Source organism: Leptotrichia sp. HSP-342 (assembly GCF_041199995.1).
Taxonomy (GTDB): domain Bacteria; phylum Fusobacteriota; class Fusobacteriia; order Fusobacteriales; family Leptotrichiaceae; genus Leptotrichia; species Leptotrichia mesophila.
In genome coordinates this window covers 779,473-802,817 of record NZ_CP165646.1, presented here as the reverse complement: position 1 = coordinate 802,817, position 23,345 = coordinate 779,473, and the positions used below count along the sequence as shown (strand labels likewise).

25 protein-coding genes and 1 tRNA gene are annotated in these 23,345 nt (G+C 28.3%); 7 read left to right on the top strand and 19 right to left on the bottom strand.

What is annotated here, in order from left to right:
• Positions 1–59 precede the first annotated feature (59 nt).
• The 8 genes from AB8B23_RS04015 to AB8B23_RS03980 form a co-directional block, all read right to left on the bottom strand.
• On the bottom strand, positions 60–617 hold the full coding sequence (locus AB8B23_RS04015; protein ID WP_369713543.1) for a hypothetical protein: 558 nt from the start codon (positions 615–617) through the stop codon (positions 60–62).
• A gap of 38 nt (positions 618–655) precedes the next feature.
• Positions 656–1,042, bottom strand: a complete 387-nt coding sequence (locus AB8B23_RS04010; RefSeq protein ID WP_369713542.1) for a hypothetical protein — start codon at positions 1,040–1,042, stop codon at positions 656–658.
• Positions 1,043–1,114: 72 nt separating this feature from the next.
• Positions 1,115–1,717: a hypothetical protein gene (locus AB8B23_RS04005; RefSeq protein WP_369713541.1), complete on the bottom strand. Its 603-nt coding sequence runs from the start codon at positions 1,715–1,717 to the stop codon at positions 1,115–1,117.
• 35 nt (positions 1,718–1,752) lie between these two features.
• Entirely contained in the window at positions 1,753–2,379 is a 627-nt protein-coding gene (locus tag AB8B23_RS04000; RefSeq protein WP_369713540.1) for a ribonuclease HII, read from the bottom strand.
• Between the two features lie 574 nt (positions 2,380–2,953).
• A complete protein-coding gene (locus AB8B23_RS03995) occupies positions 2,954–3,934 on the bottom strand; it encodes an RluA family pseudouridine synthase (protein WP_369713539.1) in 981 nt (326 codons plus the stop codon).
• 46 nt (positions 3,935–3,980) lie between these two features.
• The gene (locus AB8B23_RS03990) at positions 3,981–4,649 is read right to left on the bottom strand and encodes a Fic family protein (RefSeq protein WP_369713538.1); all 669 of its coding nucleotides are present in this window, start codon (positions 4,647–4,649) and stop codon (positions 3,981–3,983) included.
• A gap of 36 nt (positions 4,650–4,685) precedes the next feature.
• The gene (locus tag AB8B23_RS03985) at positions 4,686–5,102 is read right to left on the bottom strand and encodes an HD domain-containing protein (RefSeq protein ID WP_369713537.1); all 417 of its coding nucleotides are present in this window, start codon (positions 5,100–5,102) and stop codon (positions 4,686–4,688) included.
• A 171-nt stretch (positions 5,103–5,273) separates the two neighbouring features.
• Positions 5,274–6,296, bottom strand: coding sequence for a pseudouridylate synthase (locus tag AB8B23_RS03980; protein ID WP_369713535.1), 1,023 nt, complete (start codon positions 6,294–6,296; stop codon positions 5,274–5,276).
• Between the two features lie 223 nt (positions 6,297–6,519).
• On the opposite strand from AB8B23_RS03980, the gene AB8B23_RS03975 reads away from it, so the two are divergent.
• Complete coding sequence (locus tag AB8B23_RS03975; protein WP_369713949.1) at positions 6,520–6,711, top strand: hypothetical protein; 192 nt, start codon at positions 6,520–6,522, stop codon at positions 6,709–6,711.
• A 40-nt stretch (positions 6,712–6,751) separates the two neighbouring features.
• Here AB8B23_RS03975 and AB8B23_RS03970 read toward each other — a convergent pair whose 3' ends face one another.
• From AB8B23_RS03970 to AB8B23_RS03950, 5 genes are all read right to left on the bottom strand, one after another.
• Positions 6,752–7,825: an asparaginase gene (locus tag AB8B23_RS03970; protein WP_369713897.1), complete on the bottom strand. Its 1,074-nt coding sequence runs from the start codon at positions 7,823–7,825 to the stop codon at positions 6,752–6,754.
• Positions 7,826–7,979: 154 nt separating this feature from the next.
• Positions 7,980–8,642, bottom strand: coding sequence for an HAD family hydrolase (locus tag AB8B23_RS03965; protein WP_369713534.1), 663 nt, complete (start codon positions 8,640–8,642; stop codon positions 7,980–7,982).
• A 113-nt stretch (positions 8,643–8,755) separates the two neighbouring features.
• Entirely contained in the window at positions 8,756–8,977 is a 222-nt protein-coding gene (locus tag AB8B23_RS03960) for a DUF896 domain-containing protein (RefSeq protein WP_015769634.1), read from the bottom strand.
• 348 nt (positions 8,978–9,325) lie between these two features.
• The gene (locus tag AB8B23_RS03955) at positions 9,326–9,832 is read right to left on the bottom strand and encodes a hypothetical protein (RefSeq protein ID WP_369713533.1); all 507 of its coding nucleotides are present in this window, start codon (positions 9,830–9,832) and stop codon (positions 9,326–9,328) included.
• A gap of 212 nt (positions 9,833–10,044) precedes the next feature.
• Positions 10,045–10,512, bottom strand: coding sequence for a hypothetical protein (locus AB8B23_RS03950; RefSeq protein WP_369713531.1), 468 nt, complete (start codon positions 10,510–10,512; stop codon positions 10,045–10,047).
• 325 nt (positions 10,513–10,837) lie between these two features.
• On the opposite strand from AB8B23_RS03950, the gene AB8B23_RS03945 reads away from it, so the two are divergent.
• The 3 genes from AB8B23_RS03945 (at position 10,838) to AB8B23_RS03935 (ending at position 13,435) form a co-directional block, all read left to right on the top strand.
• Positions 10,838–11,650 carry a hypothetical protein gene (locus AB8B23_RS03945; RefSeq protein ID WP_369713530.1) on the top strand — a complete coding sequence of 271 codons (813 nt, stop codon included), beginning with the start codon at positions 10,838–10,840 and terminating at the stop codon, positions 11,648–11,650.
• 25 nt (positions 11,651–11,675) lie between these two features.
• On the top strand, positions 11,676–12,512 hold the full coding sequence (locus AB8B23_RS03940; RefSeq protein ID WP_369713529.1) for a hypothetical protein: 837 nt from the start codon (positions 11,676–11,678) through the stop codon (positions 12,510–12,512).
• Positions 12,513–12,625: 113 nt separating this feature from the next.
• Positions 12,626–13,435, top strand: coding sequence for a hypothetical protein (locus tag AB8B23_RS03935; RefSeq protein ID WP_369713527.1), 810 nt, complete (start codon positions 12,626–12,628; stop codon positions 13,433–13,435).
• 339 nt (positions 13,436–13,774) lie between these two features.
• Here the strand turns inward: AB8B23_RS03935 and AB8B23_RS03930 are convergent.
• The 6 genes from AB8B23_RS03930 to AB8B23_RS03905 all read right to left on the bottom strand — a co-directional run bounded on the left by AB8B23_RS03930 (position 13,775) and on the right by AB8B23_RS03905 (position 20,137).
• Positions 13,775–13,849: transfer RNA gene (locus AB8B23_RS03930), tRNA-Cys, on the bottom strand.
• Between the two features lie 29 nt (positions 13,850–13,878).
• The gene (gene mnmA, locus AB8B23_RS03925) at positions 13,879–14,976 is read right to left on the bottom strand and encodes a tRNA 2-thiouridine(34) synthase MnmA (RefSeq protein ID WP_369713525.1); all 1,098 of its coding nucleotides are present in this window, start codon (positions 14,974–14,976) and stop codon (positions 13,879–13,881) included.
• A 57-nt stretch (positions 14,977–15,033) separates the two neighbouring features.
• Positions 15,034–15,912 (bottom strand): glycosyltransferase family 2 protein, encoded by an 879-nt coding sequence (locus AB8B23_RS03920; RefSeq protein ID WP_369713524.1) that lies wholly within the window; start codon positions 15,910–15,912, stop codon positions 15,034–15,036.
• 35 nt (positions 15,913–15,947) lie between these two features.
• On the bottom strand, positions 15,948–17,408 hold the full coding sequence (locus AB8B23_RS03915; protein ID WP_369713522.1) for a lipopolysaccharide biosynthesis protein: 1,461 nt from the start codon (positions 17,406–17,408) through the stop codon (positions 15,948–15,950).
• A gap of 492 nt (positions 17,409–17,900) precedes the next feature.
• Positions 17,901–18,881, bottom strand: coding sequence for a KpsF/GutQ family sugar-phosphate isomerase (locus AB8B23_RS03910; protein ID WP_369713520.1), 981 nt, complete (start codon positions 18,879–18,881; stop codon positions 17,901–17,903).
• A gap of 134 nt (positions 18,882–19,015) precedes the next feature.
• A complete protein-coding gene (locus AB8B23_RS03905; protein ID WP_369713519.1) occupies positions 19,016–20,137 on the bottom strand; it encodes a mannose-1-phosphate guanylyltransferase in 1,122 nt (373 codons plus the stop codon).
• Positions 20,138–20,326: 189 nt separating this feature from the next.
• On the opposite strand from AB8B23_RS03905, the gene kdsA reads away from it, so the two are divergent.
• From kdsA to lgt, 3 genes are all read left to right on the top strand, one after another.
• Complete coding sequence (gene kdsA, locus AB8B23_RS03900; RefSeq protein WP_369713518.1) at positions 20,327–21,166, top strand: 3-deoxy-8-phosphooctulonate synthase; 840 nt, start codon at positions 20,327–20,329, stop codon at positions 21,164–21,166.
• Between the two features lie 37 nt (positions 21,167–21,203).
• Positions 21,204–22,289, top strand: a complete 1,086-nt coding sequence (locus AB8B23_RS03895) for a pyridoxal-phosphate-dependent aminotransferase family protein (RefSeq protein WP_369713516.1) — start codon at positions 21,204–21,206, stop codon at positions 22,287–22,289.
• A gap of 111 nt (positions 22,290–22,400) precedes the next feature.
• Positions 22,401–23,300 (top strand): prolipoprotein diacylglyceryl transferase, encoded by a 900-nt coding sequence (gene lgt, locus AB8B23_RS03890; RefSeq protein ID WP_369713515.1) that lies wholly within the window; start codon positions 22,401–22,403, stop codon positions 23,298–23,300.
• The last annotated feature ends 45 nt before the right edge of the window (positions 23,301–23,345 follow it).

Here is a 23,345-nt window from a genome sequence, read left to right as displayed (position 1 = left end):
AGTTCTCCTATTTTCTAAACTTTCTTTTTAAAAAATACTATTTTTTAAGATTTGTATTCTCATTTTATTATTTTCTCTTTTCCCAAAAATTTTTCCTTATCTTTCCACTCTACTCCACTTTCTTCAAATATTTTCTCAATTTCATTTACAAAATTTTCATTTACTTTAAAATTTTCTATTTCCTCATCAATTTTATTTGGATTAATATACCAGACAGAAATATAGTCCATATCATTCTCATATTTTGTTATAAGTTCTCTATACCTTTCTTTTGGATAAATATAAGGTTCATGAGCATAATCATTTTTTCTGTATTCAAATCTATTTGCTAATAAATAACAAAATTCTTCTATTGAATTAGAATAAAATTCTTCTAAATTTTTAGTTCCCACTAACATTCTTATTGGAAATTCTCCATCTGGAAATTCTATCAAATCACACTTATAAAGTTTGTAAATCATTTCTACAAAAAATATCCAATATTCTTTTGTATCCTTTAATGGTTGCATAAATGTTCCTAATGTCATATCGGTAAATATCCATTCTCTATCATCGTCTACATCCATAATAAACCATTGTGAAAATTCTTGTAATGCAACCGCTTCCCATTTTTTCATACCTAAATTCCTTTTTAATTCTCATTCAAAATATTTTCTTATAAAAATTCAAACGAAAGTTCACCTTCAAAAAAAATAACATCATCTTTTTCATAAGTCACATCATTTTCAAATTCAACTAAAATTTCTGAATCTAAAATAGCTAATTCTAATAATAAAGAATATGAATTTATATGTTTTTTCACTATAGCTTCTATATGTGGCGAATTTGGAAAAGGCTGTACAGCTATCAATTCACTATCCACCTTCAAACTTTCACATACATATTTTCCTTTAACAATATCCCTTTTTCTAATAAAATCTTTTACATCAAATTCTACAAATGAAACATTCCATTTTTTGTCATTATTTTTTAATTCTTTTATTACTACCGTATCATAGTCATATTCAAATGTCCATAACTTCTCCATTAAATATTTTTTCATATAAAACTTTTCATCTTCTCATTTAATCAAACATCTCTAAATCACTTCAAATTTCCCACCTCTCATAAAAATTTATGAAAATTTCAGATATCTCAAATATTCCATACCGATTTTCCGATTTTTTTCTAAAAATTTAATAATTTTTTGTTTTTTTGCTTCTATAATTTCATTATTAATTTCTGATTTTTCCAATTTTTCTAATTCATTTTTGTAACTTACATATTTTTTTCCAATTTTAAAATTTTCTTCCATTTTTTTACGTATATTCTCCACAAGTTCCCTATCCTCTAAATCCAACTCTGAACTTTTCCAAAGAATTTCATCATCTAAATTTCTTATTTCATCAGGACAAGTAAATAATGAAATATGTATAAAATTTCTATATTTATTTTGGGATAAAAACTTTTCTGTCAGCCATTCTTTTTTTGTTTCACCTATAACTTCATAAATAATTTCATCAAAACCAACATCTTCTATATTTTCAAAAAAACCTTCTGCAAATTCATCAAGATAATTTGACTGATTTTCATCAAAGTATTTCCCCAATATTTCAATACCTTTTTCTTTCCAAACAAATTTCAAAACATCATCACTAATATTATATAGAAAACCTAATAATTTATCATCTACTATCTCAATCCATCTTTCTTCTTCATCTTCCATAATTTCCAACATTTTAATCCCCTTCATTCTACTAAATAAATAAAAATCTATTTTTTCTTCCCACTTCCACCCAATATCTTCTTCAAAAACGTCTTCCTATGATACTTACAAGCCCCGTTTTCAAGCAAAATCTCCCTATGTTTCTTAGTCCCGTATCCTTTATGCTTCTCAAATTCATATTCAGGAAATTCCTTTGCAATCTCACAAAGCATTCTATCCCTTGTAACCTTTGCCACAATCGAAGCTGTCGCAATGGCTAACGACTTGCTGTCTCCTTTCACAATGCACTCCTGCTCTCCTTCATACTCACGAATCAAATGGTTACCATCAATTAAAACTATATCAAATGCTGATTTTTCAGCCACTTGATTAATCGCTCGACGCATTGCTAGAAATGTTGCATTCAAAATATTCATCTCATCAATTTCCTTTTCTAACGCAATCCCAATTCCCACGATGCAATTTTTTTCTATTGCTTCAAACAATCTTTCTCTTTTTTTCTCAGTCAACTTCTTCGAATCGTTAATCTCCTGCAATTCTGGAAAATCCTGAATTACAATTACAGCTCCAGCCACAACTGGCCCTGCCAAAGGCCCTCTTCCAGCCTCATCAACCCCAACAACAATCTTATTGTATTTTTCGTCAAATTCCATTAATTCATTTTTTTTATCCATAAGCATATTCCTTTACTTTCTATAATATTTCTAAACTTAAAATTTGATACCATTCCCAATTTAAATAATGAATTTATTATAAACTTTTCCAATAAAAGATATAAACCTAATATTTTCAAGAAATTTAAGATATAATTTTCATTTTTTAAACAGAGTCTAGCATAACCTAATCCGTCGGAACATTTTTCTGTGCTGGCAAAACTGTCTGAGCATAGCGAGTTTTTTGGCAGTGCAGAAAAATGTGTAGACTAACCATAAGTTATTACGTAGCAATCTTGCCACAATTTTAATTATCAGGATAAACCTTTACTGCAAGATAAGGATTTGCGGCAATGAGCAATCCTACGAAAATAAAAAAGAAAAAACCATAGTAATTAGATGAATGATTATAAAAATTTATTCCTATTTCTAAAAGAGGTTTAGTATGATAATTAATTTTATATTAGTTTTTTTTCTTAACAAAATTTTGCTTAATAATATTTCTAATTAATTTATCTAATACTAATAACTTATAATTCAACATTTTTAATTTAACTATAATTATTCATTTAATTAGAATGAATATTTAAAAAAATCAAAAAATTTCAAATTCCAGCCCACATTTTTTTAATGCCCTTTCAAAATCTTCAGGCAATTCTGCAATAAATTCTATATTTTCTTCTGTAATCGGATGTTGAAATTCAAGCTTATAGGCATGAAGCATTTGGCGTTTTTCGGTATCTGCTCTGCCGTAGACACTGTCACCTAAAATTGGGTATCCTAAATGTTTCATGTGAACTCTGATTTGGTGAGTTCTTCCAGTTTCAATATGAACTTTAACAAGTGTAAATTTTTCCGTCTGTGAAATTACTTCGTAATTCGTAATTGCAGTTTTTCCTGAATTTAAGTCATTTATTACGGTCATTTTCTTCCTGTCGTTTTTATCACGCCCGATTTGTGTTACAATTCTTCCGCTTTTTTGGTTTAGTTTTCCTTTTAAAATTGCAAGATAAGTTTTTTTTACAGTTTTATCGTGAAACATTTGTGACAATTTTAGATGTGACTTGTCATTTTTGGCGATTATTAAAAGTCCGCTTGTGTCCTTATCTAGCCTATGCACAATGCCAGGACGGATTTCTCCATTTATTCCTGACAAATCTTTGATGTGATACAAAATTGCATTTACAAGCGTTCCCGAATAATGCCCATTTGCAGGATGTACAACAATTCCAGCTTTTTTATTAATAACTGCCAAATCATTATCTTCATAAATTATTTCAATATCAATGTTTTCAGGTTTAATTTCAACTGTTTCCAGTTCTGGAATTACAACTTTTATTGTATCATTTTCTTCAATCTTATAAGCAGGCTTTGTCTTTTTTTCATTTACCAAAATATTTTCATCTTTTATAAGTTGTTGAATACGTGTCCGTGTAAACTCAAGCCTTTCTGACAAAAATTTATCAATCCTGCTCCCTGCCTCTTTCTTCAAAACAACAATATTTTCTTCATTTTCACTATTTTCAACATCTATTTCATCTTCAAATTCATTTTCGATTTCATATTTTTCATTCATAATTATCTATTTTTCTTTCTTTTATAATTTTTTATTTCCCAAAATTCTATTCTCTTTTAAAATTTATCCCGTCAATACAATGATTATAAATCAATTCCTTAATTTCATTCATATCATTAGTTTCATAAAATTTGATAAGCAGTTCCAAAAATTTCTCTTGCTGTTTTATCGGTACAGAAATAATTCCAGCACCATTTTGAATCATTACGTGATTTGCAGTCATCATGCTTGTTCTTTTATTTCCATCATAAAAAAGTTGGCTTCTCATTAAATACAACATTAAATTTATTGCTTTTTCTGTTGCAGAGTTTTCACTTTCCAAAATTTTATTCAAATTATCATTCACTTTTTTCTTATCTGGAATTTCAGGCTTCCAATCTGTTCCACCCATACTTACATCCGAGAATCTCAATTGTCCAGGAAAAGGATTTACATTTGCCTCTCCAATAAGCTGATTAATTTTGCAAATATAGTTTAAATCAAGAGGATATTCAATATTTTCCAAAATAAATTCCCACGAATGTTTTAAATTAACAATGGCATTTATATCCTTAACTTTCATATTCTGAACTCCCAGTCCCTGAAAAATCGTTTCTGTCTGAGGATAAGTTACAGCTATTCCTTCCAGATTTGCCGATTTCCAAATTGAATCCACTATATTTCTTTTTGCGACAAAAATATTCTCCTCCAATGTCATTTTATACTTATCTTCCATAAAATCACTCTTTTCTAAAAATTTTTCATCAATTTCTTAACTCTCATCATCACATTTCTGAAAAATATCCATTTCCTGAGAATAACCTCTATTATGATGATTTTTCGCCAAAACCGCTACTTCCTCATCGACTTTTTCCAACTTTTCAGAACTTCTTTGGGCGTGGTTTCGTAACCGCGTTTTAAATCCTAATTTATGCAAAACTCTCGTTATAATCGACACATTTTCTTTTCCACAGTCATGTAGAAGTGCTAATTTTAAATATTTTTCATTATTTTTTAGTTCTGTTTTTTTTATTTTTTTATAAACTTTAAGCGAATGAAACTTATCATAATCAGACATTTCCAAAAATATTTTCTTTTCTTTTTCTGTCAATTTTTTCAAAGCCTCATTCATATAAGCCCTGTTAATTTTCGGTTTAAAATATTCCATTGCTTTTCTAATTATATACATTTTTCCACTCTTTTCCTAATCTTGATTTTTCTTATTTTTCTAAACTTTCTGACAAAATATATTAATATCCTGTTATCAAATTTCATCATTCAATATTTTTCTATAAACAGTATCTAAAAACTTTTAAAAACAATAAATTTTTACATAATCTATAAAATATTTTCAATTTTTTCAAATCTCTTTTACAACTATATCTCCAAAAATCTTCTTTAACTTCCTAATATTTTTCCCTCTTTTCCCAATAAATTCGCCTTTATCTTTCTTTTCAACGAAAAATACCGTAAAATAACTATTTCTCTCAATTTTTTTAACTTTACCAATACTTTTTAATTGTTCATTCAAATCATCTATTTTGATTTCAAAATTTTCTATTTCAAATATTTCATTATTATTTTTTTTCAAATTTATCAATTCTTCAATATTTTTCACATCAAAAAAACTGATTTTGCCCAATTTCTCTGAAAAATCAACTTTCATAAGTGTCAAATATTTCCCATCAAGCGGTTTATCTTTTATCCCTAATTTTCTATTTTCAAAATTTCCATCATTTAACTTTTCAATATCAAACTTTGTATTATTTAAAATAAAATTGCTCATAATCCGCACCTGCTGTGGCAAAAATCCATCTCCCACAAAATACAGCTTACCATTTTCATATTTCACAAAAATTTCTCTTGTATGATTTTTTAATTTTTTCCCCTTTTCCGAAGTAAATTCGTAAAAATTCTTTTTCCCAGATACTTTATTACAAATCTGATTTATTCTCTCTTCGTCGTTTTTCCTAAGTTTTTTTGGATATTCATAAATATAATATCTTTTTTCAATCATTTGTGGAAATTCAAGAAATGGCAATGTTCTCACTATTTTATTGATTTTCAGCCCTTCTGCTTTCAAAAATTTTAATTTTGAAAAGTCAATTATCTCTTTGGAATTTATATAAAGAATATTTTCCTTTGCACTCACATTTGCATCAGTTCTTCCAGCCTGCTGAATACCTTTAAAAATCTTTATTTTATTCTTTTCCAAAATTTTCCTAAATTCTGACTTAACACTCTTTTTATTAGGATTTTCATCAAAAGATTCAAACTTTTGACCATCATATTCCACAAAAAACATATATCCAAAATATTTTGTATTCTCAAAATCTCTTATTAATTTATCTAGCTTTATTTTTTCTGTATTAATATTTTCCATTTTATATCCTTTATCAATTTATTAAATTGTCTGATCTTCATTTATTACAATAATTCTTAATTTCTTGCTAAATTTATTTTATACTAAACACCATTTAAATAACGAATTTGTTATAGATTTTTCTAATAAAGGATATAAATCTAATATTTTCAAATAATTTAAAATATAATTTTCGTTTTTTAAACAGAATCCGGCATGAACTAATCCGTCGGAGCATTTTTCTGTGCTGGCAAAACTGTCTGAGCATAGCGAGTTTTTTGTCAGTGCAGAAAAATGTCGTAGACTAGCCATGGTTGTAGGATTTGCGGCAATGAGCAATCCTACAGAAATAAAAATGAAAAAGTTGAATGATTATAAATTAGCTATTGAACAACCCTATTATAAAAATTTATTCTCATTTTTAAACAGGGTTTAGTATTAACATAAATTTAAATCTGCATAATTAAAAAACAAATCTATTTAGTAAGCTCTCCCGCAATATTCATTACCAATCTTTCCTTAACTTTTTCCACATCATATTTCCCTAAAAGGCACATGAATTTTGTAATTGCAGCTTCTGGTGTCATATCGTATCCATTTACAACACCTAGTTCCGTAAGTATTGCATTTGACTCATAAAGTCCCATTTCCACGCTTCCAACTGTGCATTGAGTTACATTCAGAATTATAACTCCCATATCAATTATATATTTTATTGTTTCTAAAAATTCTTTATTTTGTGGAGTATTGCCACTTCCGTAAGTCCGTAATACAAGTCCTTTTATACTATCATCATCTTGGAATATCCGTTTTAAAATTTTAGGATTAAATCCAGGGAATACATCCATCATCAGTACATTTGGATTAATTTTGTAATCTACATAAAATTTTTCCTCTGGCTTTGATAATAGCCTGTTTTCATATATTCTTATTTTTGAGCCTGCCTGCCCTAACGGAAGATAATTTGGGGAAGAAAATCCAAAATAATTTGTAGAATCCAGCTTTCTTGAACGATTTCCCCTAAAAAGATGATCCCTGAAAAATACGCACACTTCTGGAATAATAGGCAGTATTTCATTTTCTGAATTACAAATTTCACTATTTACCTGTGTCTGCTTTTCAATTATTTCAATAGAAGTTAGCAAATTTTGCAGTCCATCACTTCTAATTTCCTGAATCGGACGCTGTGCTCCTGTCAAAATAACCGTTTTCCCAAGATTTTTTAACATAAAAGAAAGAACACTTGCAGTATAGGACATCGTATCCGTTCCATGCAGTATTACAAAACCTTTGTATTTATCGTAATTTTCTTCAATTATTTTACCAATTTCCAGCCAAATTTCATAATTCATATCAGAAGAATCAATGATTTTGCTTGTCTGAACATAATCAACTTTCATATCCTTTAAAAATTGATAGTTATATATAACTTCCTCCCAAGATGAAGAGGGTTTCAATGCACTTTTATTGTCATCTTTATCTGAATGAACCATGCTGATTGTCCCACCTGTATTTATTACCAAAATCTTCTGACTGTTCTGCTCTTGCATATATCTCACCGTTCCTTCTTCTGTTTTTCATTTGTTATCCAAACTTTTTTATCTTGACTTTATTTTATCATTTTCTCTAGTAAATGTATAGCACTTTACAAATCAAAAAAAATCGCTTTAATATAAAATACTAAAACGATTTCCCTAAAACTTTCTATTTACCTTTTATTCTTTCAATAATTTCCTGAACGCTAGATACCTTTACATCTTCGTCAATTCCATCCTCGCCTTTTACTTCGCCAAATCCCCATTTGCAGTAAACAATATCAATTCCAGCATTTTTAGCTGTATTTACATCCACAAGCATATCTCCAGCAAATAATATTTTTTCTTTTGAAATATTTAAGTTTTGTGCCATTTTATCAACATTATACGGATTTGGCTTATTTGGATATTCCTTTTCATTTGAGCCGAATATTCCATCAAATTTCCATTTGTATAACTTTTTTTCAACTGCAGACAGGGCTGTTTCGTGATCCTTATTTGTTACAATACCTTTTTTCACACCATTCTGTTCCAAAAAATCAAGCAATTCAGGTATTCCTTCATAAGGCTCAACACCATAGTCAAAGTAAATATCATAATATTTTCTTATAATTTTTTCCATTTCCTCATTCGTTACATCCTCATATTTCTCTTTTCCCAAAATATTCCGTGCAAGCCCTGAAACTCCACCACCAACAAATTTTACGCATTCATTAGCAGAATATTGCTTTTTCCCAAGTTCTTCCATCGCTGAATTTACAGTCTTTGTAATAGATTTTGACGTATCCATAAGCGTTCCATCCAAATCAAATATAACTAACTCATATTTCATAAATTTCCACTCACTCCCTTCCTAATCCACTTTAAACAATTACCAAAATCTTATCAATCCAACTTTCAAGATTTTAAGAGATTAATCTCTAAATACTATTATTACTGTTTTATTTACGCTTCAGGCTCAATAACATTTCCGTCATCATCAATTGGATTCCCATCATCATCCACTCTAACAACCTTAATGCTATCCAAATGCCCTCTCACACTTTCCTTAAATTTTTCAATATACATTTTTCTATATTTTTCACGCTCTTTCTTCTCTTCTTCCGTCAATTCCCTCTCACGTGCCAACTTTGAAAATTCATTTACTTTTTTAATAATATCTTCCATTTTTCTAATTTCCTTTCTAAAAAACATTACTTTAATTTCTTATTTCCATTTTGATTTTATCTAAAATATGGTATACATATTAAAATAAAATTTGATTGTGTTTAAGCTCTTAGTGTTGAGCTTATTTTTTTATCTTTTTTCTATTGTAGAAATTTCATAATCCAAAAAGCATATAACAATATTATTATACTGTATTACCTGGAATTTATCAATACTTTTTCCTAAAGCATTTTTCTAAAAAAATTTATACATTTTCACAAATGTATATAGCAAAAAATCACAGTTAATCTTAATAACCGTGATTTTAATTTGAAGAAATTTTTTATTTATTATTCTATCTATTATTTTTCAGAATGCCGAAGCAACATATCCTATAAATGCAATATATGATATAAAAATATTTGCAATATCCAGTAAAGATAGTGTTAAATATCCACAATCTCGCAATTTATCTCTATCTTTTCTTAAAATTACAATTATAAAAATATACACAATTATCGTAATGACCGTAATAAGATATAATTTTAGCATATTTAGAAGAAATAAAACAATTATTATATCAATCGTTATTATCGAAAATAAAATATAATTATGAATTTTTTTGTTTCTTTTATTTATCAAAAATATTAAAATAGCAACATAGTAAAAAACTGAATGAAATATTTGACTAGGTACTAAAATAATTGCATTTCTCATCAAATTTATCCATCCTAAAAAATAAATTATTTCAGAAATTAAATCAATTTTCAAAAACCTTTTTACTTTTTTCTTTAAAAAAATTATTCTTATAATATTAAAAATAATCTTAAACAGATTATAAAATACTACTAATCCCATAATTATTAATTCGTCCATTTATTCTCCATTCCTTATAATATTTTCAGCTACTTTCCGAAATCAATAAATATAAAACAGGTATTCAATTGTGTTTAGGTCTTTGGTATTAAGCTTATTTTTTCATCTTTTTTCAATTCATAAATTTCATAATTCCAAAAATATATAACAATATTATTATACTTTATTGTCTATAATTTATCAAAACTTTTCACAAAATATTTCTTTAAAAGTTAAGACGCTAAGTTAAGCATTGCAATAGATCCTAAAATAATTGCAATCTCATTTAAAGATAATGCCAAATACATATAGTTATCTAATTCTTCATTACGTTCTTTTATTTTCAGATAAATTCCAACGTGAAATAAAATAAATATAATGAACGATACTATTCCCAAAAGATACAAACTGCCCCAAGCAAGCATCATATCAATTATTGTCATTATAATTATAAAAACACTATAAATTCTTCTATTAATGTCATTCATAAATACAAATACTAAACTACTTATAAAACAAAGTACCAAATGAACTAACAAATTAGGCAATATAAAAATCGTAAACATCATAAAAAATATCATTATCATAATCAAGTCAACAAGTAAAATTTTTTTTACTTTTTTCTGTAAAAATATACTGTATATCAATTTAAACAAATCATAAAATACAATTAACATTGGTATTATTAATAAATTTTTCATTTTCTCTCCCTATTTTCATATTTTTTATCATCCATAAAAATCTAAAAATTTCGATAAAAACAATATTTTTTAATGTTTAATTTTTTATCCCCCCCCACTCGCTGACAAAGAGCCTTAATCCCTTGGTATACACAAGAATCTCATATTTTTTACTAAAAAACAAGATTACTTAATCTTATCAGTTTACTAAAATTACATTTCAAAAATTTATTTCTCTAATAAAAATTTTAACATTTACATTTATGTATAAATTATGTTAAAATAATAAAAAACATTAATGTTATTAACTAAAAATTTGTGATATATAATAAAGAAAAGAGGCAAAATGAGAGCAATAAAAATTATTTTATGTTTTTTTATATTACAAGTAATGATATTTTCTAAACCGAAGCAGTTAAATAAAATAGTATACTACAATTATAACTATCAGGGTTTTGCAGACAAGCTGAAATCTGGAATGGAGATACATAAAGTGAAAGGATACTGTGGAACTACAGATTTTGTGAAAGAATGCAATGGTCTGCTACAAATTTTAGATTCCAAATATGCTAATGGTATAGAAAAAAATATGCAAAGTGTAATTAAACTGGATATTGATTTATCAAATTTTACGGCAAAAAAATATGGAAATATTACTTTTGATAATGATTATTTGCATTTTAACAGTGAATCAGATATTGTTTTAGGAAATTCTCAAAAAGAAAGTATAAAAAAAATAAGAAAAATGCTGATGATACATGATTTGGTTAAAAATATAACTACGGATGAAGACATAATCGAAGTAGATGACGGACCCAGTTCAATGACAGGAACAATACACATAAAAAAAGATTTTTCGACTTATATTATTATAAAAACTCCTGAATTGTCGTATTTTCCACCTATGTATGTTATTGACTACGAAAATATCGACAAATCAATTTGGAATTTAGAGTATAAAGGTAGAGATTTTGATGAATTATATCAATATTTAAAACAGTTTATAGCAAAAAATAAGAATAAAGATGGTAAAATTTCAGAAAAAAAGTATGATGAATTTATGAAAAAAGAAATTTATGAAACAAATTTTTATCCAGAACTAACTAGGGAAATTTTAAAGTTAAATAATGAATTGGGATATAATTTCTTTTTAGAATAAAAGAAAACGATAAAGGAGACTGGTTATGAATTATCAAATTATTTTGGAAAAAAAATTTAAAATATCAAGTTGGTGTTTATTTCTTAGTCTTATGATAATATTTCAAAGTTCAGGTTTTACTAATTCATTTGAAGCGGATAAGATAGTTTATTATGAGTATTTTCCCCTTCTTAGTGAAAAAATAAAATCTGGAATGGAAATTTATAAAATAAATAATGGACATGGATACTGTGTACTTGATTATAATGAACGTTGTAATGGAAACTTATACATTCTAGATCCAAAATATCTTAATTATTCTGAAAGAAATATGACAACTTTAGTTAAATTTGAAATTAATACTTCAAATTTTAATATGACAGAATATAGAGATATTGCTTTTAAAAATAATATTCCTATTTTTGAAAGTAAAAAAAACATTGTGTTGAATGATTCTAGAAAAGAACTTGTAACAAAAATAAAAAAAATGTTATTAATTTATGATGCAATAAAAAAAATGAAACTGGATGATAAATTTTTGGAAGAAGATATAACATTCAAAAAAGATAAAAGTACAAAAAAAATTTTTTCAACATATATTATTATAAAAATTCCTGAACTGTCTTTTCCACATATGTATGTATTAGATTATGACAATGCTGATGACAGTGTTTGGCGTATGGAATATACAGGTAAAAGTTTGGATGAATTATATCAAAACTTAAAGCAGTTTATAGCAGAAAACAAGGATAAGAATGGTAAAATTCCAATTGAAAAATATAATAAATTTATGGAAGATGAAATTTATGGAACAAATTTCTATCCTGAACTAACTAAAAAAATTTTAGAATTAAAAAATGATTTTATGGGGTATTTCAATTAAAAACATTGAAAAGGATGATTATACAATCTATGATACAAATTATGTTAAAATAATAAAAAACATTAATGTTATTAACTAAAAATTTGTGATATATAATAAAGAAAGGAGGCAAAATGAGAGCAGTAAAAATTATTTTATGTTTTTTAATATTACAAACAATAATATTTTCTAAGTCGATAGAAATGGATAAAATAGTTTACTATCACTATGCTCGAAATCTTGTTCAAAAATTAGAAACTGGATTTGAAATCCAAAGAGTAAGAGGATATTGTGAATTTACCACAGGAGAATGTCTGGGTTCATTGTTTATCACAGATCCCAAATCCTTAGAATGGGGTGAACGAAATATAGGTGTTTTAGTTAAACTTAATGTTGATTTATCAAATTTTAAAGCAAAAAGATATTGGGATATTAGTTTTAAAGATGATAAACTGTATTTTAACAAAGAGTCAGATGTTATGTTAAAAGATTCTGATAAAGAAAGAATAAAAAAAATTAAAAAGATGCTGATAATTCATAATACAATTAAAAATATTGCCGTAAGTATTGATGAAGCTGATGAAATAATAAGATCTAGTGAAGATGATTATTTATTTGGGATAGAAGATCGAAGAAAGATTTTTTCAACGTACATTGTAATAAAAATTCCTGAATTATCGTATCCATATTTTTATGTTTTAGATTACGAAAATATTGATACAGCAGTTATGTGGAAAGAATATACAGGGAGAAGTTTAGATGAACTGAATAAGTATTTAAAGCAGTTTATAGCGAAAAATAAGGATAAAGAGGGTAAAATTCCCCAAAAAAAGTATAATGAATTTATGGAAAAAGAAATTTATGAAACAAATTTTTATTCAAAATTGACTAAAGAAATTTTTGAATTGAAAAAGGATTTAGGAGAAAAATTACATTATAATTAATAAATTAATTAATTTATCATATTGATTTGCTTAAAAATCATCTAATACTATTTTCTATTTAAAGAGTAAAAATCAAAAAATTTATGAATTTAAAGTTATTTTTTATAGGATTATGCTATTATCCAACCTTTATAGCTATTAAAAATCCTTTAATTAAATAATCATTAAGTATATATCTTAAAGACTTTTATAATTTTATTTATAAGTATTATGATTAATAATAGTTTTTTCTATTTTTTTAGTGTAAGGACATCAGGCGCCATACCTTTTTCTCAATAAAAAATTAACTACTAAGGATTTAGTAGTTATAACTATTAATTATTATCAGTAATCAGTTAATGGAGGCGACAACCGGATTCGAACCGGTGTACAAGGTTTTGCAGACCTCTGCCTAAGCCCCTCGACCATGTCGCCACTTGACTTTGATAAGTTTATCATATTTTTTAAATTTTGTCAAATATTTTTATTTCTCCGCCACCAACAATTTCATTATCTAAGTAAAATACAATGTGCTGTCCTTCTGAGTTTTCGTGAGTTTTTTCATCAAACTCAAAAACTATCCTATTTTCATTGCTTTCTTCACTTTTCAAAAGTTTCAATTCCCCAGCCAGTCCTTTTGAAGAAAATCTCGGACGTGCGGTTAATTTTTTTCCAATTATTTCTTTTAAATCATAATGAAATTTACAATTTATCACTTCTATTTCCTTTATTAGCAATTCCTCAAAATCCCCCACAATCACTTCGTTTGTTTCAGATCGAAGTTCCAGTACAAAAAACGGCTTTCCTAAATTAAGACCCAGTCCACGCCGCTGCCCAACCGTATAAAACTGATAACCTATATGTTCTCCAATAATTTTACCATTTTTATCTACAAAATTTCCCTTTTTTACATCATTTCCAAGCACTTTTTTCAGAAATGGAATATATCCGTTGGGAGCAAAGCAAATTCCTTGGCTGTCGGGCTTATTATGAGTATGAATACCATTTTGTCTTGCAATTTCACGAACTTCTGATTTCTCATATTCAGCAAGTGGAAATAAAAATCTTTCCACGACATCCTTATCCAACCGGTAAAGCATATAAGTCTGATCTTTTCTGTTATTTTTGTCCCATAAAAGCATATTATTCTCGCTAACTTTTGAATAATGCCCTGTCGAAATGTATTTTATTCCCATTTTATCAGCAAATTCTACGAGTTTTTTTATTTTTACCTTTTCATCGCAAATTACACAAGGTGAAGGTGTCTTTCCAGCATTGTACATTTTTATAAAATAATCCATTACATCCTTTTTAAATTCTTCCACGACATTTAGTACATAATGAGGGATTCCCAATGTGTAGCATGTATATCTCGCATCATTTATATCATCAAGAGAACAGCACGTTTTTCCAGGATTTTCTGAAAGCTCATCAGGCAAATGCTTTAACGTAACCCCTATAACTTTATAGCCTTGCTGTTTCAACAAAAGAGCAGCGACAGAACTGTCTATGCCGCCACTCATTCCAACTACTACTTTTTTATCATCTAATTTTTTGTTCATTTCGTATTTCTTTCTCTTTTCTAAATTTTTAATTTCTATGTTCCTAAACTCAAAATCTTATTTTTTATTTTTCTCTTTTTGCCACATATATTCCCCAATTCCTAAAGCAAAAATTAAAAACAATTTATTTTTATTTTCTTTAAATATTTTTCCAAATTTATATCCTGCTGCCCTGCAAAATTTGTAATAAACAGCATTATTTAGAACTTTCTGCTTAAAAGATAAATTTTGGAAATTGATTTCGTTATGATAAAGTGCCTGTCCTTTCGGATTTCGCAGCAGTAAATTGTTATATTTGGCTGTCAATCCATCTTCCTGATATTCCTTTATCTCGATTTTCTCATTTACATAAACCATTTTATATTTTTCACAAATTCTGTTATAGACAACAGCTTCTGTAATAAATTTCTCATCATCAAAAACTGGAAATTTATATTTTTTTATAATTTCAGTCCGAAACATAAGCCCTTTATCGCCCTTAACTCCGTATTTATTGTAAATATCAAACTGTGTTGAAACCATCTCTTTTTCTGGAAAACTAGAGCCTATAACTTCTCGATTTGGATAAGTTGACAAATACCCCATTCCCGCAATATTGTTATTTTTTTCATATTTTTTCCAATATTTCAAAATAGTTTCAAGACCATTTTCAACATATTCATCATCAGAATCAAGACAGATAAAAAGCTCTCCATTTGCTTTATCAGTTGCAAAATTATACGCTCGCTGTTTACCTCCATTTTCCTTAAAATAATACTTTATATCCAGTTTTTTTTCACTCAAAAATTCTTCTACTTTCTCTTTAGTTCCATCAGCAGAGCCATCATCGACAATAAGCCACTCAAAATCCTTGTAGGTTTGCTTTTGAAGTGATTTATACAATTTTTCAAGCAGTTCCTTTCGATTAAAAGTTGGTGTAAAAATCGTAAATTTCATTTTTTATTTCCCCTTATTTTCCAAAGCTTTAAAATTTAACGTTTTATAATTTTTCTTTTTATTCCATTTATAAGATTTGCAATTTTAGCGTAAACTTCCCTATTTACGAGCAATTTTGTCACTATCGCCAAATAAACTATTTTCAAGCCAAATTTCATCCACGAAAGCTGATCATTTGACAAATAGAATATTATAGGATTTACAATAATTATGAAATATAAAAATAATTTTTTATAATTAAACGAAATCTTGTATTTTTTTCTTATAATCATCATTTCCATTATTGCTCTAAATAAAAAGGCAAGTAACGTAGTCCACGCCGCAATAATAGGCCCAATTTCTCGAAATTTCGGTATAAAAATTATATTTCCAACTAAATTAAATATCATTGCAAACATTGTAAAATAAAAAATGTATATGCTATCTTCGTGAAAATGAAAAAAATAATCAAGGCAAAATAGTGCCTGAACGACAATTCCAGCTAGAATTAAAGGCATATAATTTATCGCCTGATAATAACTTTTTGGAAATATCAATTTTATCCCTTCTGGAGCAAACAACTGTGCAATTACGCAGGCAAAGGAAATAATTGCAATAAAGTTTTCCACACTTCGTGTTATTCTCGGATTTGTCCTATCCTCCTTCATCGCCTCATAAAACTCTGGCGTCCAGCTGTTTACAAAAGAACCTGTAACAACCGACAAAACTCTTCCTCCAGTAAATGCAAGCGTATATCCGCCAACTACCGCAAGAGAAACAAATTTTGCCAAAACAAGCCTATCACTCAAATTCACAACCTGATCCGTAAGTTCAATAAAGATTAGTGGCAATCCATTTCTTAGTGAATATTTCACATAATTAAAGTTCAACTTAAATCTAAATTTTCCAAAATAATCCTTAAAATAGAACAGAAATACTATAAGCAACGCAATTAAATTTGCAAACTGGTTTCCAAAAACTCCCCATTTTAAGTATTTTATAAAGTAAATTGCCAGAATATAAGTTGTAAAAAGGCTTACAACACTCCCTATCGCAACCTTCATATACATTCTCTTCATTCTGAACAAAGTTGTCGAAAGATTGTTAAAAGCGTTCGTTGTGGCAATTAAGACGCTGACAATTATCAAAGGATAGTAACTTACCTTGCTTAAATCAACTATATATGAAAACAGTTTTTTGGCTACAGGTGTAAATAAAAAAATATAAGTAAGCATATTAAAAACTACTATAATCAAAGTTGAAGAAAACATATAACTTCCAAATTCATCTTCACTTTCCTTCAAATCTACATATTTCTTCATCTGAGCATTATAAAGCCCCAGCCCCAGAATTACAGTAAATAATGAAGTAATCGGAGCCAATGTTCCCACAATCCCAAATTCTTCCTGTGTCAATAACCTCGTTATTATTGGCAAAAATATAAACGACCCCATCTTTGTAACTAAATTCATAAGAGAATAAACCATCGTTCCCTTCAATAAATTTTTATTATCCATCTCTCTCCATTTCCAAAACTTTTCATAAACCTTACTTATCTTAAACTAATTTTAAAACATATAGTTTTTTTATGTTGATTTCTTATGTTGTTATTTTTAGATAATTTGGGTTAATATTTTTTCTTTAATGAAATTTCACTTGTTTTTTGTTTTAGTTAAAATTAACTATTATAGTTAAACTAAAGATTGTCGTGATTTTTTTGGAATAAAATTGATTGTTTGAGCTTTTTTGAAATTTTTAAGTTACAATCAATTTATAGAGTTGATAATAACTGTTATTAAAAAGCGAGTTTCAATTTTATTTCAAAAAATGCTTAGACAAGCTGGGATTGTAAAGGGGATAGCGACTGATCCCCTTTACATTTAAAAAAGAAAAAATATAAAAATATAGAAAAAACAACAATTAATCAAAAAAATTTAGAATTTTTAAAAATTATTTATCTGTATATTTAAGAAACAATTTTGTTATTAATAAAAAAATTAAATATGTTGCTATCTTAATCCTATTAAATCGTGCACCCGTATCAAGCCTACAACATTTCCATTTTCCACAACAGGCAATACATTAATCTGGCTTTTTCTGTTTTCCATCAGATGAAGTGCATCGAGAGCCATCGCATCCTTTTCAATCGTTACTGGTGTAGAAATCATAATATCAGAAGCCACATAATCAAAAAATTTCTCCTTATGCTCCAATGCACGCCGAATATCTCCTTCTGTTATAATTCCAAGCAGTTTGCCGTTTTCAAGTCCTGTGTCCGAAATACACACAGCTCCTAATTTTTTCTTTGTAAGAACCATTAATATATTTTCAATTTTTTCGTCTTCTTTTACAACTGGCAATTCATCTCCAATGTGCATTAAATCCGAAACATGTAATAATAGCCGTTTTCCAAGGCTTCCTCCTGGATGATATTTAGCAAAGTCATTTTCTGTAAAATCTTTTAATTTCATAAGGCATACGGCCAGAGCATCTCCTGTTACTAGAGTTGCTGTAGTCGAACTCATTGGCGCTTGCCCCAGCGGACACGCTTCCTTTTCTACTCCAACATTTATTGTAAGTTCTGCATATCTTCCCAACATAGAATCAGGATTTCCAGTAAATGCAACTATTTTTCCTCCAATTTTTTTTATTGGCGCTAAAATGCTTAATACTTCGTCAGAATTTCCGCTGTTTGAAATGGCTATTACCACATCTCCATCGCTAATCATTCCCAAATCACCATGAAGTGCTTCTGCTGCATTTATAAATACCGATGTTGTCCCAGTTGAGGCAAGTGTCGCTGTAATTTTTTTACCAATTATTCCTGACTTTCCAATCCCTGTCACAACAACTTTATTGTTGTTTTTCAATTCTAAAATCATTCGGACTAATTTTTGAAAATCATCTCCTAGTTTACTTTTTAATTTTTCCAGTTCTGCAATTTCAATATCAAATACATTTTTGGCTTCTTTTATAATATCTATTTCCATTGTTAGTTTTGCTCCCTTTATTCAATAAATATTTTTACATTGATGTTTTTTTATTACACCAAGCTTTTTATATCAAACTATTAAATTTCAAATAACAATAAAATTCAAGTAAAATAGTCAAATGCTATTTTAGACTACTTATTTTTCGTCTCAATCTTATTCAATATTTTCTTAACTTCCTGACTTTTATCCTTATGGCAGACAAGCAAGACATCTTTTGTGTTTACAATGACGATATTTTCTAGCCCGATTGTAGCAATAATTTTGTCATTTTCTTTATTAATTACGATATTTCCTTCTGATTCAATCTGCTCAAAATTATCAGCCTGCACAACGTTGCTATCCTTGTCTTTTGGAAAAATATCCTCAAGTGACTTGAAGTTTCCAACATCGTTCCAGTCAATGTCAACAGGTATGACACTAACAGATTTTGTATGTTCCATCACTCCAAAATCTATCGAAATTTTTTCAAATTTTTCAAATTCATCCTTCACAAAATCACTTAGTCTTTCTCCATAAACTTCATTTAAATCAACATTTTCGAGCATTTCTTCAATTTTTTCCAAAATAATGCCATGAGTTTCCATATGTTTTTTTATTTCATGCAAGATAAATTCCGTTTTCCAAAGGAACATTCCACTATTCCAAAGATAATTTCCCTGCTCAATATATTTTTCAGCCAGCTCCTTATTAGGCTTTTCCCTAAATTTCTTAACTTTATATGACTTAAATCTTTCTTTATTTTCACAGTTATTTTTGTCATCTTTTGATTTTTTTCTATCTACATACTCAATATATCCATACCCAGTTTCAGCATAAGTCGGCTTAACTCCCAGAGTAACAATCTTATTTTTTTCAGCCTCTTTAAACGCAAACTCCAAACTGTCCAAAAACTCCTTTTCCTTCTTAATCAAATGATCTGACGGCAAAACTGCCATAATGCTATTCTCGTAAAGTTTTCTGATAATACAGGCCGCATATCCAATACAGGCTGCCGTGTCTCTTGCCATTGGCTCAAAAATTATATTTCTGTCAGCAATCTCAGGTAATTCCTTTTTTATTATGTAAAGATACTTAATATTCGTTGAAATAAAAATTCTCTCTATCGGAATAAGTTTCTTTATCCTGTCAATTGTTTCCTTTATCATAGTCTTTTTCGACACAAGATCCAAAAATTGCTTCGGCTTATCATTTGTAGATAACGGCCAAAATCTTGTTCCACTTCCTCCAGCCATAATTAAAGCTACTTTATTCATATTTTCTCCTGTTCTTCAATTAATTTTTATTTATTATCTTGCTTTTTGTTTTTCAATTATTTTTTCAGTTAAAAGTATAACATAATTTATTTATTTTATCAAAAAGAATATTTTAGAAAAATATTAGGAAAAAAAGAAATATTATGATAAAATGAAAATATAAGAAAATTTTTTAGAAAGGAATTGGATATGTTAATAGATAAAGTGAAAAAAGTTAAAATTACTGATAATATCATAATTGGTAATGATAAGATTTTTTTGATAGCTGGACCTTGTGTAATTGAATCAGAAGATTTAGTTATGGAAGTAGCTGCAAAAATGAAAGAAATTACTGATAGACTTGGAATTCAGTATGTATTTAAGGCTTCGTTTGACAAGGCTAACCGTTCTTCTATTTCTTCATTTAGAGGACCAGGACTTGAAAAGGGACTTGAAATTTTGGCACGAGTTAAGGAAAAATATGGTGTGCCTCTTGCAACAGACATTCATGAGCCTTATCAATGCAAAGAAGCAGCCAAAGTAATTGACTTGCTTCAAATACCTGCGTTTTTATCACGACAGACTGATTTACTTATTGCCGCAGCAGAAACTGGCAAAGCAGTTAATATCAAAAAAGGTCAATTTTTAGCGCCTTGGGATATGAAAAATGTTGTAAGGAAATTTCAGGAAGTTGGAAATGAAAATATAATGCTTTGCGAACGTGGAGCTTCGTTTGGATATAATAATCTTGTTGTAGATATGCGTGGACTTTTGGAAATGAGAAAATTTGGATATCCAGTCGTATTTGATGCTACGCATTCAGTACAAATTCCTGGAGGACAGGGAGAAACTTCAGGAGGTAACCGTGCTTATGTGTATCCACTTGCAAGAGCGGCAGTATCTGTTGGAGTTGATGGAATATTTGCAGAAGTACATCCCGAACCTGATAAAGGATTGTCTGACGGTCCAAACATGCTAAAATTAGATGATGTAGAAAAAATCTTAACGAAATTGCTTCAATATGATAAATTGACAAAGGAGTTAATATAAAAATTTTTAAAATATAAATTTTAGGAGGAATAGATTTATGAGTTCAAAATTATTATTGACACCAGGACCAACTAATATTCCAGAAGAATATCTGGAAATTTTTGGAAAGGATATTATCCACCACAGAACACCTGAATTTAGAAGAATTATGAAGGAAAACAACGAAAATTTGAAAAAAGTATTCAAAACTAAAAATGATGTTGCCGTTATAACTTCATCTGGTACAGGTTCAATGGAAACTGCCATTGTAAACTTTTTTTCAAAAGGTGACAAGGTTATTGCCATAAATACTGGATATTTTGGGGATAGATTTAGAAAAATTGCTGAAATTTATGGATTAAATGTAATTAATTTACAATATGAATTTGGAGAAAGCTACAATTTGGAGGATGTAAAGAAAGTTATTTCAGAAAATCCAGATTTAAAAGGAATTTTAGCCACTCATAGCGAAACTTCAGTTGGTATTCTGAATGACATAAAATCTTTAGGAGATTTGACAAAAAATACTGATATTTTGCTAGTTGTTGACACAATCAGTGGACTTGTTGTAAATGAATTTGATTTTGATGGATGGCATGTGGATGTGGCGATTGCAGGAAGCCAAAAGGCATTTCTAATACCTCCAGGACTATCATTTGTCGCAATAAGCGATAAAGCAAAAAAAGCTATGGAAGTTTCTGATTTACCTAAATATTATTTTGATTTGAAACAATATGCAAAATATTTTGAAGAAAATGGAGAAACGCCATACACTCCAGCAATTGCTTTAATTCTAGCATTGAATCAGTCATTAAAAGACTTGATAAAAAATGGAATTGAAAACACAATCAAGCAAAAACACGATTTGAGAAAATATGTTGAAGAAAAAGCTCAGAAACTTGGGTTTGAACTATTAGTTAAAAATGAAGCAAACAGAACAAATACACTAATTTCAGTTTATAGAGAAGGAATTATTATAAAATCAATAATTTCAGCCCTTGAAGAACAAGGATACACTGTTACAGGTGGAAAGGGAAAATATGCTGAAAGTCTTATGAGAATTGGAATTTTAGGACAAATTTCAAAAGAGCAGATTGATGACTTCTTTGTAATCTTTGAAAAAGAATTGAAAAAACAATTATAAAATTTACAAAAAAATGAATGAAGTACTGGAACTGTTTTAAAGGTTTTATTTCTTATAAAGAAATAAAATGCTCTGGCAGTTCCTGTTGCAAAATATAGAAAAGGAGCATAAATGAAACCATATCTATTTAAAATTGGAGGTTTTGAACTTAGAATTTATAGTTTAATGTATATTTTAGCCTTTCTTTTTGGAATGTTTATCGCACTTGCTGATGATGTTGCTGAAAAAAGAGGCATCGATGATAGAAAAATTATTGAAGATTTTGCATTTACTACAATAGTGGCAGGATTAATCGGAGCAAGATTATATTATGTTATTTTTAAATTTTCAGATTACATTGGAAATCCTTTATCTATCTTGTACATCTGGGAAGGCGGACTTGCAATTCACGGTGGAATTATCGGAGCATTTATAGGCTCATGTTACTATGCCAAAAAAAACAAAATGAACTTATGGGTTCTTACAGATATGGCTGTTGGCCCTTTATTGTTTGGACAGTTCCTAGGAAGATTTGGGAACTTGGCAAATGGAGAAGTTCATGGAGTACCTACATTTACTCCACTTAGTGTAATTTTTTCAGGGACATTTAGTAAATGGTGGGCTGGATACCAGTCTTTGAGTCTTTCTGCGAAAGCTCAGTTCAAACAGCTTGTACCTTGGGGACTAATATTTCCGTTAGATACACCTGCAGGATCGGAATTTCCAAATATGCCGTTACATCCTGCCATGCTTTATGAAGGTGCTTTGAATCTTATTGGCTTTGTAATACTATGGTTCTATTTCAGAAAAAAAGAATACAATCCTGGAGTTTTGTCAATGATTTATCTAATAATGTATGCAATTATAAGGATATTCGTAAGCACATTCAGAGCTGAAGATTTACTAATTTTAGGAATACGTCTTCCATACCTAATAAGTATTGTCATGATTATAATTGCAGTTATTGGAATAAAATTCTTTGGAAATCCAGAAAGAAAGTTTGTACCTACCGAAAATCTAAATAATAAATAGGAAATTAAAAACTGTCATATCCATTTTTGGACTGACAGTTTATTT

Bases quoted from the DNA above. Each gene is read 5' to 3' on its own strand.
- AB8B23_RS04000 (WP_369713540.1), bottom strand. From the start codon at position 2,379: ATGGATAAAAAAAATGAATTAATGGAATTTGACGAAAAATACAATAAG.
- AB8B23_RS03955 (WP_369713533.1), bottom strand. From the start codon at position 9,832: ATGGACGAATTAATAATTATGGGATTAGTAGTATTTTATAATCTGTTT.
- AB8B23_RS03950 (WP_369713531.1), bottom strand. From the start codon at position 10,512: ATGAAAAATTTATTAATAATACCAATGTTAATTGTATTTTATGATTTG.
- AB8B23_RS03965 (WP_369713534.1), bottom strand. From the start codon at position 8,642: ATGAAATATGAGTTAGTTATATTTGATTTGGATGGAACGCTTATGGAT.
- AB8B23_RS03995 (WP_369713539.1), bottom strand. From the start codon at position 3,934: ATGAATGAAAAATATGAAATCGAAAATGAATTTGAAGATGAAATAGAT.
- AB8B23_RS03915 (WP_369713522.1), bottom strand. From the start codon at position 17,408: ATGGATAATAAAAATTTATTGAAGGGAACGATGGTTTATTCTCTTATG.
- AB8B23_RS03980 (WP_369713535.1), bottom strand. From the start codon at position 6,296: ATGGAAAATATTAATACAGAAAAAATAAAGCTAGATAAATTAATAAGA.
- AB8B23_RS03940 (WP_369713529.1), top strand. From the start codon at position 11,676: ATGAATTATCAAATTATTTTGGAAAAAAAATTTAAAATATCAAGTTGG.
- AB8B23_RS03920 (WP_369713524.1), bottom strand. From the start codon at position 15,912: ATGAAATTTACGATTTTTACACCAACTTTTAATCGAAAGGAACTGCTT.
- AB8B23_RS03905 (WP_369713519.1), bottom strand. From the start codon at position 20,137: ATGAATAAAGTAGCTTTAATTATGGCTGGAGGAAGTGGAACAAGATTT.
- mnmA (WP_369713525.1), bottom strand. From the start codon at position 14,976: ATGAACAAAAAATTAGATGATAAAAAAGTAGTAGTTGGAATGAGTGGC.
- AB8B23_RS03985 (WP_369713537.1), bottom strand. From the start codon at position 5,102: ATGTATATAATTAGAAAAGCAATGGAATATTTTAAACCGAAAATTAAC.
- AB8B23_RS03910 (WP_369713520.1), bottom strand. From the start codon at position 18,881: ATGGAAATAGATATTATAAAAGAAGCCAAAAATGTATTTGATATTGAA.
- AB8B23_RS03990 (WP_369713538.1), bottom strand. From the start codon at position 4,649: ATGGAAGATAAGTATAAAATGACATTGGAGGAGAATATTTTTGTCGCA.
- lgt (WP_369713515.1), top strand. From the start codon at position 22,401: ATGAAACCATATCTATTTAAAATTGGAGGTTTTGAACTTAGAATTTAT.
- AB8B23_RS04005 (WP_369713541.1), bottom strand. From the start codon at position 1,717: ATGTTGGAAATTATGGAAGATGAAGAAGAAAGATGGATTGAGATAGTA.
- AB8B23_RS04015 (WP_369713543.1), bottom strand. From the start codon at position 617: ATGAAAAAATGGGAAGCGGTTGCATTACAAGAATTTTCACAATGGTTT.
- AB8B23_RS03960 (WP_015769634.1), bottom strand. From the start codon at position 8,977: ATGGAAGATATTATTAAAAAAGTAAATGAATTTTCAAAGTTGGCACGT.
- AB8B23_RS03895 (WP_369713516.1), top strand. From the start codon at position 21,204: ATGAGTTCAAAATTATTATTGACACCAGGACCAACTAATATTCCAGAA.
- AB8B23_RS03935 (WP_369713527.1), top strand. From the start codon at position 12,626: ATGAGAGCAGTAAAAATTATTTTATGTTTTTTAATATTACAAACAATA.
- AB8B23_RS04010 (WP_369713542.1), bottom strand. From the start codon at position 1,042: ATGAAAAAATATTTAATGGAGAAGTTATGGACATTTGAATATGACTAT.
- AB8B23_RS03970 (WP_369713897.1), bottom strand. From the start codon at position 7,825: ATGCAAGAGCAGAACAGTCAGAAGATTTTGGTAATAAATACAGGTGGG.
- AB8B23_RS03945 (WP_369713530.1), top strand. From the start codon at position 10,838: ATGAGAGCAATAAAAATTATTTTATGTTTTTTTATATTACAAGTAATG.
- kdsA (WP_369713518.1), top strand. From the start codon at position 20,327: ATGTTAATAGATAAAGTGAAAAAAGTTAAAATTACTGATAATATCATA.